This is a genomic window from Secundilactobacillus paracollinoides DSM 15502 = JCM 11969, from assembly GCF_001311135.1.
GTDB classification, from domain to species: Bacteria; Bacillota; Bacilli; order Lactobacillales; family Lactobacillaceae; genus Secundilactobacillus; species Secundilactobacillus paracollinoides.
Genome location: NZ_BBAG01000036.1, coordinates 1 through 12573, shown reverse-complemented (window position 1 = coordinate 12573; position 12573 = coordinate 1). Strand labels below are relative to the sequence as shown.

At 47.2% G+C, this 12573-nt stretch carries 9 protein-coding genes, 2 pseudogenes and 2 other annotated features; all 11 genes and pseudogenes read right to left on the bottom strand.

The genetic code is table 11. The features are described 5' to 3' along the window. Positions 1-840, bottom strand: a complete 840-nt coding sequence (locus JCM11969_RS11265) for an amino acid ABC transporter substrate-binding protein (protein WP_054711323.1) — start codon at positions 838-840, stop codon at positions 1-3. Between the two features lie 19 nt (positions 841-859). Then, positions 860-1498: an amino acid ABC transporter ATP-binding protein gene (locus tag JCM11969_RS11260; RefSeq protein WP_054711321.1), complete on the bottom strand. Its 639-nt coding sequence runs from the start codon at positions 1496-1498 to the stop codon at positions 860-862. A gap of 15 nt (positions 1499-1513) precedes the next feature. Next, positions 1514-2158: an amino acid ABC transporter permease gene (locus JCM11969_RS11255; protein WP_054711319.1), complete on the bottom strand. Its 645-nt coding sequence runs from the start codon at positions 2156-2158 to the stop codon at positions 1514-1516. A gap of 58 nt (positions 2159-2216) precedes the next feature. Beyond that, positions 2217-2552, bottom strand: a binding site (T-box leader). 59 nt (positions 2553-2611) lie between these two features. Next, positions 2612-3413 (bottom strand): annotated as a pseudogene (gene minD / locus JCM11969_RS11250) (septum site-determining protein MinD). Between the two features lie 5 nt (positions 3414-3418). Then, positions 3419-4081, bottom strand: a complete 663-nt coding sequence (locus JCM11969_RS11245; RefSeq protein WP_054711317.1) for a septum site-determining protein MinC — start codon at positions 4079-4081, stop codon at positions 3419-3421. Between the two features lie 16 nt (positions 4082-4097). Beyond that, positions 4098-4622 (bottom strand): rod shape-determining protein MreD, encoded by a 525-nt coding sequence (mreD, locus tag JCM11969_RS11240; protein ID WP_054711315.1) that lies wholly within the window; start codon positions 4620-4622, stop codon positions 4098-4100. 11 nt (positions 4623-4633) lie between these two features. Next, the gene (gene mreC / locus JCM11969_RS11235) at positions 4634-5497 is read right to left on the bottom strand and encodes a rod shape-determining protein MreC (protein ID WP_054711313.1); all 864 of its coding nucleotides are present in this window, start codon (positions 5495-5497) and stop codon (positions 4634-4636) included. Between the two features lie 477 nt (positions 5498-5974). Further along, positions 5975-6979 (bottom strand): rod shape-determining protein, encoded by a 1005-nt coding sequence (locus tag JCM11969_RS11225; RefSeq protein ID WP_054711309.1) that lies wholly within the window; start codon positions 6977-6979, stop codon positions 5975-5977. Between the two features lie 267 nt (positions 6980-7246). Continuing rightward, entirely contained in the window at positions 7247-8569 is a 1323-nt protein-coding gene (locus JCM11969_RS11220; protein WP_054711307.1) for a bifunctional folylpolyglutamate synthase/dihydrofolate synthase, read from the bottom strand. A gap of 151 nt (positions 8570-8720) precedes the next feature. Next, positions 8721-11386 (bottom strand): annotated as a pseudogene (locus JCM11969_RS11215) (valine--tRNA ligase). Between the two features lie 68 nt (positions 11387-11454). After that, positions 11455-11667: a binding site (T-box leader), on the bottom strand. Positions 11668-11734: 67 nt separating this feature from the next. After that, positions 11735-12244, bottom strand: coding sequence for a thiol peroxidase (gene tpx, locus JCM11969_RS11210; RefSeq protein WP_054711305.1), 510 nt, complete (start codon positions 12242-12244; stop codon positions 11735-11737). Between the last annotated feature and the right edge of the window lie 329 nt (positions 12245-12573).

Genomic DNA, 12573 nt, shown 5'->3' with positions numbered 1-12573 from the left:
TTACTTATTTTTTAGCAGTGGTGAATCTGCGTTGTCACCGAACCATTTGTGATTAATTTTGTTCAGTGTGCCGTTCTTTGCGAGGATCTTTAACCCCCGATTGATCTTTCGGCGCATGGTCTTATCAGACTTCCGCAGGCCGACCCCAAAATCTTCCTTGGGGAAGTTGCCGCGAACAATGCGGTACGCCTTGGGATCTGACTCGTGATTGACGTAATAACCAGCGTAGGTCGAATCAATGATCAATCCTTGGATCCGGTTGGCTTTTAAGTCAATAAACGCATTGGTAAAGGAATCATACAAGACCGGCTGACCGCTGATCTTATCCTTCAACAATTTGGGAAACTGGTTAATATCATTGGCCCCAGACGACCCCGTTTGGGCACCGACGACTTTCCCCTTCATGTCAGCAAACGACTTAATGTTGTTTTTGCGCATGGTAACGAGTTCTTGATCATTTGACAGGTAAGTATCGCTGAAGGCAACCTTCTTTTTACGCTGTGGTGTCTTAGAATACCCGTTCCAGATCAGGTCGATCGTCCCATTGTTAAGTTCGGTCGCGTTCATGTTCCAGTCAATGGGTTGGAAACTCACGCGAACACCGTACAGTTTAAAGACGGCGCGGGCGAGATCGATATCATATCCGACCAGCTTTCCGCTCTTTTCCCGAAACCCCATTGGAACGAACGTATCATCAAGGCCAACGGTAACGTAGCCGCGTTTTTCAATCCGGTGCCAGTTGTCAACGTGATTGACACGCTGCCCAATCGTCACCCCGCAGCCGGACAACATAACGGTACAGAGCAGCATGACCATGCCTAACCAAATTTTCTTTTTCATGCAGGTCCTCCCTCTTCCGTTAAGCGTCGATCGGTTCAACACGTAAAATTTGATCGGCAATATTTTGTGCAAATTGCATATCATGCGTGACGACGATCTGGGTCATTTTTTCACTCTTCAGATTTAAAATAATATCCTCAACCGTTTGACGGAGATCAGGATCCAAGGCAGACGTTGGTTCGTCGTAGCAGAGGATCTTCGGGTTCATCGCAAGTGCCCGAACAATGGCGACCCGTTGTTTTTGACCACCAGACAGTTGGAACGGATAGAGTTTTTCCTTACCTGAAAGGGCCAGTTCATCAATGAGTTCTTGGGCACGTTTCGTTGCATCCGCCTTGCTCATCTTCAAGACCAGCTCAGGTGCGAGCGTCACGTTATCTAAAACGGTTAAGTTCGGAAACAACTGAAAATCTTGGAAAACGACACCAATCACCTTATCGTTATCCCGGTTAGCAGCGGGGTTAAATTTTTCCCCATCGAGAATAAAATCACCACCGTCAACAGTTTCTAGACCCGTGATACACCGGAGAAGTGTTGTCTTCCCAGCACCAGAGGGGCCAACGATTGCTAAGATCTGACCATCCGGCACTTGAAAACTCATTTTATTTAAAATTGTTCGGTTATCAAACCGTTTTGTAATATCTTTTAGTTCTAGCATTTGGCTTCCCCCAATCTATTCCCACTTGCTCAGGCGTTGTTCGACCTGACGCAAGGCGTATGTGCAGATCCCCGTGAGGATGAGGTAGATAACAGCAACGGCGACCAGTGGCAGCAACGTGACATCCCGCGCACTGGCAATGTTACCAGCCCGCAACAGGTCACCCAACCCGATAACGTAGACCAATGATGAATCCTTCACCAAGTTGACGACTTCGTTCCCAATCGAAGGGACAACGATCTTGACCACTTGTGGAATCACGATTTTACGTAACGTTTGCCAATTCGTCAGCCGTAAAACACGGGCACTTTCGAACTGACCGTTTGGAATGGCTTGAAAACCGCCCCGGAAGATCTCGGTGAAGTAGGCCGTGTAGTTCAATACGAAAGCGAAGATGGCCGCATCGTAACGTTGGAAAATCACACCGATAATGGGTAACCCATAAAAAACGAAAATTAATTGCAGTAACAGTGGTGTGCCCCGCATGAGCCAAACATAAAATTTCAGGATCCAGCGTAGCGGACTAAACTTTGATAACAGTCCGAGACTGACCAAAACCCCAAGTGGAATGGATAGAATCAGCGTCCAAAGGAAGATGCGAATCGTCATCCAAGCGCCGCTTAACAGTGACGGTAAGATTTCAGCAAAGTAGTGTAACATAGATGTTGCCCCCTTCAAAATAATCGATCAATAAAAAGTCCTCTTGAGCCATTAAGCTCAAGAGGACGAATGCTATCGCGGTGCCACCTCAGTTCGTCTGCCGTTCACACGACAGACCTCACGAAGTTTATGAAATAAAAAACGCCCACTTGGAAAAATCCAAGAGGGCGATTAAATTCGCTGTGCCACCTCATCTTCGTTCACTGTTCACACAATGAACCTCAATAAGTTTATTTCATAAACTTCAGCGATAACGAGCTTACCGGTGTCCCCTTACTATTAGTTCAGGGGGCCAACTCACAGATGTGATTCGATACGATCAACTCTCCCATTCCCATCACCAAGGAGTCTCTTTTAGTCAACGCGCATCTACTAGTCTGCTCAACGTACATATCTATTAAATTAAGTCTCATTATAACGGATTAGCTGGCAGAGTCAAGACCAAACCTCAAATTAACCGTGTTTGAACCAGTGACCCGCCCGTGCCCAAAAGCTTGGTTTGGATTCCTGAATCTTCATTAACGGCACTGTTTCGCCCTCAATTCGCCGGGCAATATCACGATAGCCGTGACCAGCAGCGTTGTCAGTTTCAAGGACAACGGGCTCGCCGCGGTTAGACGTGGCGATCACTTCATCGTCATCCACGATAATACCCAATAACGGCACACCGAGGTGATGCGTGATCTCGTCAATATCCATCACGTCACCCTCAGCCATCATATGACCCCGGATCCGGTTGATCAGCAAATGAGATTCTTCCTTTAACGGATTTTTCTCCAATAGCCCAACGACGCGGTCGGCATCCCGGACAGCAGAAATTTCGGGGGTCGTCACAATAATGGCAGTATCGGCGCCTGCAACGGCGTTTAAAAATCCCTGTTCGATTCCTGCTGGACAGTCAAGCAGCACGTAGTCAAAATCAGTCTTGAGTTCATCAACGATCTCCTTGGCCTGTTCTTCATTCAACGCGTTTTTATCCGCATTTTGTGCCGCTGGTAAGAGGTACAAGAGGTCGTCAAACCGCTTGTCCTTCACCAAGCCTGAGCCAATTTGGCACGGCCTTCCACAACGTCCACGATATCGTAAATAATTCGATTATCAAGCCTAAGACCACGTCCAAGTTCCGCAGTCCAATATCTAAGTCTACTAGGCAGACCCGTTTTCCCATCAGCGCAAGCGCAGTCCCGATGTTGGCACTGGATGTCGTTTTCCCAACGCCACCCTTACCAGACGTGATCACGATTGATTTACCCATCTTCACTAGCCTCCAATTTGATGATACAGTTTCGGATTAATTGTTTTTAGGTCACTTAGTTGACCGTACTCAAGCACGTGCAGGTCGTTCACGTAGGCAACCGTTTGGAAATCAGTTTCAGGTTGATCGGCCTCAACGATGCTGATCTGTTCGCCGATCCGCACCTGCTGAGCCTGGGCGAGATTGCCCATGACCACCTTATCTTCGTTACTCGGAAAACCAGCCTGAGCAATGCCCAGAATCGTTCCCATAATAAATAAATTACCACTGGTCAATAGTCGGCCGCCTTCGTTGATCACGCCTAAAAATAGCACGTCACCCTTCATGGTCAGTGTTTGGCCATTACGAATTGTTTGTGTCACTAGGTGGACATTGTCTTGTTCCTTTAACCTAGTTGCATCCGCAATCGTTATCACGTCCGCAATGATCTTGTGGATCGTAAAGTGCTCGTAACTGCTAACAATTTTTGATAACGCCTGATTTTCATCCTGAGTCATCAACCGATTGGCGGTAAGCACGTCAAAACTGATGGTCGACGTGGTCGTTGCGTCCGCTGCCAATTTATCCAACAACGTCCGCAACTCTAATTTAATATCCTCGAAGCCTGCCGACTGGTCTAGTACCAGCTGGTAGCCATCCTGATTCCCTCTTAAAACGACTGACTGCATCTCTAACAACCTCACTTCAGCTCTTCAAGTAGTTATACAACCGTTGAATTGGAAAGTACAAAATGACATAGGCGGCTAAATTATAGGCTAGTGTTGGCGCCAGTGAGTACACAAACAAATCGGTAAAGGATGCCGACGTGGTGTGGACAAACAAATTTCCAAAGTAACTCAGAATGCTGACAACGGTGATATCAATAAAGTACACCAGAAGCCCACTCAAGAAGTTCACTGGAAAGGCGCGGTAGCACGCTCTTGTCAAAATGACAACGATGGGAAACACAAACACAAAAATCCCAAAGATTCCTGTGTAATAAAGGTCAAAAAGGCCGCCTGCAACGGCTGCCCAGACCCCAAGCGGAATCTGAATCGGATCTTCAAAGAAGACAGCAAACACCAACCAGAGCACGACTAGATAGCTGCTCATGGCATAGGGATAGTGGAAAAGTTCTTTTGGAAAGGCTTCTCCTAAAATACCATCTAGAAAGAAGAATAAGAATAATCCAATTGGAAAACCATAACGTAATCTTGTCACTCGTAACATGGTCTTCCCCCTTAGTTAGTTGACTGGGCTTGACGAATGGCCACGCTCACAACGCTCAGATCAGAGATGTCAGCTGCTGGCTTGATCGTGATCTTTGAAGCCAACCCGTAGTCGGAAGTCCCAGTGGTCGTGACGGTACCAACGTACAGCCCAGCTGGCATGACACCACCAAGACCACTTGTCACAACCTTGTCACCCCTTTGAATTTTCTTTTTTGACGTCACATTTCCCATTTCAATTCGGTTACTGCCACTATTATACCCCGTAATGACCCCGTTAATCACTTGGCCACTCTTGTTGGTAATTGAAACGGCAAACTTGTTGGCTGATTCACTACTGTTAGACAGCAGCTCAACCTTACTGTTAGTGCGATTGACCTCAGATACACGGCCAACCATCCCGGAACCGGATAGAACGGGCATGTTCTTTTTGATGCCAGCGGCACTCCCTTTGTCGATAATGACCTGATCCTGCCATGAGGATGGGGTCCGAGCAATAACGGAGGCGTTGACAGATTCGTAGTCGGTCAGTGAGTGCGTCAGTTTTAATTCTTTTTTGAGTTTTTTGTTTTCTTGGCTAACGGCCTGATCGTGCACCTGCGTTTGTGCCAATTTTTGAACTTGGCCCTTTAACCGGGTATTTTCCTGGTAGGTGTTCAGTAAATCAGAAACGCCGGTGATCGACCCTTTAAGACCATTAACTGGCCAAGCAACGACCCGGTTAACAAGCCCAACAACGTCATTGCCAAATTGTTGCACAAGCGGCGGCGTTGAGCGCTTATCACGAATCATAACAGAAACACTCATTAAACCAAAACTGACAATTAGACAAACAATAACGATCACTAATCGCCGGTTTGAAAAGAATTTGTTCATGATTATCCTCCATGGTAATAGAGTGCGGAAGAGAGCGGTTAGGAGGCGGAGTATAAGGGGCTTTGGAAATAAAATCCCGCTTTTGGATTTTGTTTCCGAAGCCCCTTATACAGGAGCCTCCTGCTCTCTGGAGCACGTTTCGGCTACGTATGCTAGTAAGACAATAGCCAATTTGCACACTTGACATAGCGCACATAAGTACGACGCAGAATAGTCGAAGCCCCTTATACAGGAGCCCCTTGTCTTCTGGAGCACGTTTCGGCTACATATATTCAAGAGACAGTAGCCAATTGCACCTTTGACATAAAACGCGCAAAGGCACTTCGCAATTTATAGTAGCCAAAATAAAAACAATGAAACAGCCAAAACACAACCATTTCATACTAATTTGAATAGCATCCAACCGGATGACCAATTCGACACCATTCAAACTAAGAAGCTGCGCAAAAGTCTTCATCTTTGCCCAGCCTCCAAGTGTTATTTCTTTTTCATAACGTCAATGCTCTTAAGGGATTCACCCGTACCAATTGCCACACAATCCAGTGGATCATTTGCAATAAATACTGGGACCTTAGTCGCATCTGCAATGACATCTGGCAGGTTACGCAACAGCGCACCGCCACCAGTGAGGACGATCCCATGGTCGATCACATCAGCCGCAATTTCAGGTGATGTCTCTTCCAAGGTCTCTTTGATTGCTGTAATAATTTCAGCAACCACTTCATGAATGGCCTCAGCAATGTCAGCTGCGGAAACTTCAATTGTCTTTGGTAAGCCAGTAATCAGATCACGGCCACGAATTGAGGCACCGTCATCATCCTTTACGGCTTCTTGTGAGGCAGAACCAATGTCCCACTTCAACTGTTCAGCAGTGCGTTCACCAATCAACAGGTTAAAGTGTTGACGGACGTATGCCACAATGGCTTCATCCAGTTTGTCGCCGGCCATCCGAATTGAACGGCTGGAAACGATGCCGCCTAAGGAGATCGTGGCAACATCGGTTGTCCCACCACCAATATCAACGACCATACTACCGGTTGGATCCATCACTGGCAAACCGGCACCAATGGCTGCTGCAAATGGTTCTTCGATGACGTACGCATCACGTGCGCCAGCAACTCGAGTAGCGTCGATCACAGCCCGTTTTTCAACTTCTGTGACACCACTTGGTACACAAACCATCACGTATGGTTTGCCGTTTGAGCTGCCTAACGTCTTTTCAATGAAGTATTTCATCATGGCAACAGTTGTATCATAATCGGCAATAACGCCGTCTTTCATGGGGCGAATGGCAACGATGCTGGCGGGTGTCCGCCCAATCATTGCTCGCGCGTCTTCACCGACGGAGACAATTTCACCTGTTTTGGTGTTTCTCGCAACTACTGATGGCTCACGTAAAACGATACCCTTACCGTCAACGTAAACAATCGTATTTGCAGTCCCAAGGTCGATGCCAATATTTTTCGTTCCTAATCCGAACACTATGTTTCATCCCTTCACTTGGCTACAGTCATACGATTGACATGTATTTTAAATTTTGCTAGGTGTATTATACCATACCTATTTTGTTTAATAACTACTTGTCATTGAAAGCATACCTAATAATAGGCGTCTTCGGCAAGTTTTTCTGTCAAATTTAACGGATTTTAATAATTAGAACATCGCATCTGTCAAATTCGGCGTTCGTATTCCATCAATCAGCCGGATGGCCGTTGGCTAATCTCGTTGTTTGACGACCATCATCTTTTTTTAGGCCTCGTCATCATTATCCAAAAAGAAATGCCGAACGTCAGAAATAAAGTACAACGATCCCGTGATCAACAACAGATCATCGCTGGACATGGTCTTCAACGCTGTGCCGATTGCCAGCTGCCAGTTATCAACAACGTCAATGTGCGCGTCATTTTCATGCTTGGTCTTCAGGGTTTCTGGATCGACAGCGTGCCGGGTTCCCGGGCCTTGGAAAGTCGTTAGAATAATGTGGTGATGCGGCACCGTTTGAAACAGTGACAGCATTTTTTCGTACTGTTTATCCGCTAAAACAGCCAGGACAATATAGCACTCGCGGTCACTAAATTTTTGTTTCAGCAACTGCGTCACTTCGGTCACCGCTGGTTCGTTGTGCGCACCATCAAGAACGATCAGCGGATCCTGATTCACGGGTTCAAACCGGCCAGCCCACACCGTTTTAGCAAGTGCGGTCAAGGTATCATGCCGATCCCATGGCTGATGGTGCGCCGCCTGATACAGCATAAAGGCTGCTAACGCACAGCTAGCGTTGGCAATTTGATACTGACCCAGCAGTTGAATCTTAACGGCATCAAACGTGAATCCATCAAACCGAAACTTGAATTTTTCTTCCCATGCATTGTCCGGTAACGGCTGGACCATAATTTCGTGATCCATCCGGTATATCGGGCTCTTTTCGGCAATGGCCTTCTGCTCGATCACAGACAGGGCTTCTTCAGGCAGCTGGCCAACCACCACTGGTTTGCCGCGTTTAATGATGCCCGCCTTTTGCCCGGCAATTTCCGGCAACGTATTGCCCAGAAGTTTCATGTGGTCGTAACCAATCGTTGTAATGACAGAGACTTCTGGCGTCAACACATTCGTTGAATCCAAGATCCCACCAATACCCACTTCAACCACGGCCACATCGACCCGGTCTTTAAAGTACGTGAACATCATTGCGGTAATGATTTCAAACTCCGTGGGACCGCCCTCTTCAAGCGTCGCATCCAGTTCATCCACCGTGGGTTTGATCTGGTTCACAAGTGCGACCAGGTCCTGATCAGGAACGGGCATGCCATCAACACTGATACGCTCGTTAAACCGCATCAAAAACGGTGAGGTAAACGTGCCGACCGTTTTTCCTGTCGCCATCAGCAAGTCCCTTAAAAAGGCGACTGTGGACCCCTTCCCGTTCGTCCCGGCAACGTGGATAACAGAAAGTTGCCGTTCCGGGTTGCCTAATTTGGCCATAAACAGCCGCATCCGGTCAAGATGGTCACTTTTTTTAAATTGCGTTCGGCCATGAATGAACGCCAACGCATCTTCGTAATTGCTAATCATGTCACAATCCCCAGCCTTATTTTTGAATAGTGCGACTGCCAGTTTACACCAACCTGTCGCCTCGCAAAAAGGCCGGGATTCACATCCCAGCCTTTCATTTAAGTATTATTATAGCATGAACATCCACGACAATCGAGAATGTCTCAGCGATTTATTGTTGGGCTTTAATGGCCGCTAACCGGTCCTGAGTTGCCTGCAACTTAGACTCATTTTCAGTTTGTTTTTGCCGTTCAGCATCAACAACATCATCCGGTGCATTAGCAACAAACCGTTCGTTGGCGAGCTTCTTCTTTGCACGGTCAACTTCTGATTCAAACTTCTTAACTTCCTTCTCAAGTCGGGCAGCTTCTTCGTTTAAATCAACCAGTTCAGCTAATGGCACGTATACTTCAGCATCCGTAATGATCGCACTCATGGCTAAGGTTGGCGCGGTAACGTCAGCCCCAATCGTCAATTCCTTTGGGTGCACAAACCGGTCAATGTAGTCCCGGTTGTTCTCAAAGACAGTCTCCAAATCGGTGTTAGCCGTCTTGATCAGCACGTCAATCGTCGATGACATTGGTGCGTTAGCCTCTGCTCGAATATTCCGAACAGCCTTGATCAGTTCGATCAAGTTGGCCATTTGCCCTTCAGCCTTATCGTTGTCGAATTCTGGGTGGTCGACTGGGTACTTGGCAACAACCAGTGACTTGCTTCATGCGGCATGGTCAACCAGATCTTTTCAGTCACGAATGGCATGATTGGGTGCAGCAACCGTAAGAATTGATCCAGAACGTAGGCCAAAACGTTGCGCGTGTTCGCCTTGGCTTTTTCATCGTCACCGTTTAAGATTTCCTTGGACATTTCGATGTACCAGTCACAAAAATCATTCCAGATAAAGTCATACAGTGCTCGGCCAGCTTCACCGAAATTGAATTTCTCAAACTGATCCGTGACTTGTTTAACGGTTGCGTTCAATCGGCTTAGGATCCACTTGTCAGCTAAGTCCCATTCGGAAGCAGCTGGTAATTCAGGCTTCGTCATGTCACCCAGATTCATGATCACATAACGACTGGCGTTCCAAATTTTGTTGATGAAGTTCCAAGCGGAATCCATCTTCTTGTAAGAGAACCGAATATCCTGGCCAGGTGTTGACCCGTTTGACAGGAACCACCGCAGTGCGTCGGCCCCATACTTGTCGATCACGTCCATTGGATCGATCCCGTTACCAAGTGATTTACTCATCTTGCGACCAGTCTCATCACGAATCAGCCCGTGAAGCAGCACGTTCTTAAATGGCCGCCGACCGGTAAATTCAAGTGACTGGAAGATCATCCGAGAGACCCAGAAGAAGATAATGTCATAGCCCGTAACCAGGGTGTCCGTTGGGAAGTACCGCTTGAAATCAGGGGCGTCTTCGTTTGGCCAACCCATCGTTGAAAATGGCCACAGCGCACTTGAGAACCAGGTATCCAGCACGTCTGAATCCTGTTCCCAGTTTTCAATATCTGCCGGTGGTTCTTCGTTGACGTAGGTCTCACCAGTCTTCTTGTTATACCACGCTGGAATTTGGTGACCCCACCAAAGTTGTCGTGAAATGACCCAGTCATGCACGTTTTCCATCCACTGTGAGAAGGTCTTCGCAAACCGGTCTGGGACGAAGGAGACCTTATCGTCCGTTTCCTGATTCTTCAAAGCTTGTTCGGCCAGCGGCTTCATCTTAACGAACCACTGCGTCGATAACCGCGCTTCAACTTGGACCCCAGTCCGTTCTGAATGACCAACTGAGTGGACGATCGGTTCGATTGAGATCATCAAGCCTTGATCTTGGAGATCTTGAACCATCGCTTTACGAGCGTCAAAACGATCCATGCCTTCATACTTACCAGCCTTTTCATTCATGGAGGCATCTTCATTCATCGTGTTGATACGTTCCAGATTGTGCCGGTTCCCAACTAAGAAGTCATTCGGGTCATGCGCTGGTGTGATCTTAACAGCCCCAGTTCCAAAGGCAGGGTCTGCGTGTTGGTCACCAATGATTGGAATTTCACGGTCAGCCAGTGGCAAAATAACGTTTTTACCGATGACATCCTTATACCGTTCATCCTTTGGGTTAACGGCAACGGCAGTATCGCCCATCATCGTTTCAGGACGGGTGGTGGCAATTTCAATATAGTCCTTGCCATCAAGGGTCGTCTTACCATCCGCAAACTTATACTTCACGTGATAGAAGGCACCCTTATCATCCTGGTGAATCACTTCAATGTCAGACAAGGCAGTCCGCGCTTGCGGATCCCAGTTGATAATGTATTCGCCACGGTAGATCAGACCCTTGTTGTACAATTGAACGAAGACCTTCTTGACAGCGTCTGACAACCCGTCATCAAGGGTAAATCGTTCACGAGAATAATCCAGTGAAAGCCCCAGCTTATACCATTGCTTCTTAATGGTATCCGCATATTCGTCCTTCCATTCCCAGACCTTTTCCACGAACTTCTCACGACCAAGATCGTAACGACTGATGCCCTGTTCACGTAACCGGGCTTCAACCTTGGCCTGCGTTGCGATTCCCGCATGGTCCATCCCAGGCAGCCACAGGGTGTCAAACCCCTGCATCCGTTTTTGCCGGATCAGCATATCTTGTAAGGTCGTGTCCCAAGCGTGGCCTAAATGCAACTTACCAGTGACATTCGGCGGTGGAATAACGATTGAATACGGGTGGGCCTTCTTATCCCCACTTGGTTTGAAAAGTCCTTCGTCCAGCCATTCATTGTACCGGCCCGCTTCAACGGCTTGCGGATCGTACTTTGGCGGCATTTGTGTGTTGTCGTCTGCCATAAACTCTGCTTCCCTTCTGATTCCCTTATTTTTGACTGTTATGTAAGAAAAAACACTTCATCCTATCAACATAGGACGAAGTGTTTTTCGCGGTACCACCTAAATTGGGTTTTTAACCCCTCTTAATAACAATCTAACGGCTGTTGTTCCGGCCAGACCTACTGTGCGTTCAGTCTGACAGCTCACAAGTTACCTTCAGTACTCCGGTTTGAAAAACGTTTCAGCGGTCGTTTTCTCTCTGCACAAACCGTAAGACTTACTCTCTTGCTCATTGCTTATACACGTTATCATAGCCAATTTTAAGCGACTCGTCAACAGCCAATTGTGGGGTTAACGTTATCTCATTGACTAATCTTCCACGCGCGTGGTCAGTTTTTCTAAGGCTTCCAACGCAGCCACATAGTTTGGTTCGTCCGTGATTTCAGGAACAATTTCCTCATAGGTGATCTTCCCCTCAGCATCAGTGATGATAATGCTTCGAGCAAGGTTCCCTAATGTTGGCAGGTACAGATCCGTTGCATAGCCAAATGAAAGCTCCTCATCAGAAAGGACCTGCAACCGTTCTACGCCCTCAGCTGCACACCAACTCTTTTGCTCTTGAATGGTGTTGTTAGAAACAGCAATGAACGTTGCATCCGGATAGTGATCTGCTTGCTGATTGAACTTACGCGTCTGAATGCTGCAGACCCGTGTGTTAATGTCTGGCATGATGGAAATCAATAACGGCTTGCCAAGTAGCTGTGCCATCTTGACCTTATTGTTATCCTGATCAAACAACTTAAACTTTGGCAACTGGTCGCCAACCTGCGGCGGATTGCCTTCTAATTCAACAGTTTCCCCACGAAACGTAACCTTCACGTCGAACACATCCTTTACTGAACCAATTTCTTCTTAATTTACCGCGAGTCTTTAAAAAATGCAAGGCGTCTGTACTGAAATCCATGGGTAAAAATGGTGTTTGTTGAATGACTTGGTGATAGGGCTGCTTTGGACGCACCGGATTGCACAAAAACGGACGTGCTGACGAGATTCCTGATTGGGATCTTATAAGCGCGTCCGTTTTGATTTTTTCATGTGGATTCTTTATTTGGGTGTTGCGGTTGCTTGCTTGACAGCTGTGCCGAAACGCGTTTCGGAAAACAGAAAGCTGCATGTAAGCCAACTCTGACGTAAATGCCAAGTTCGGG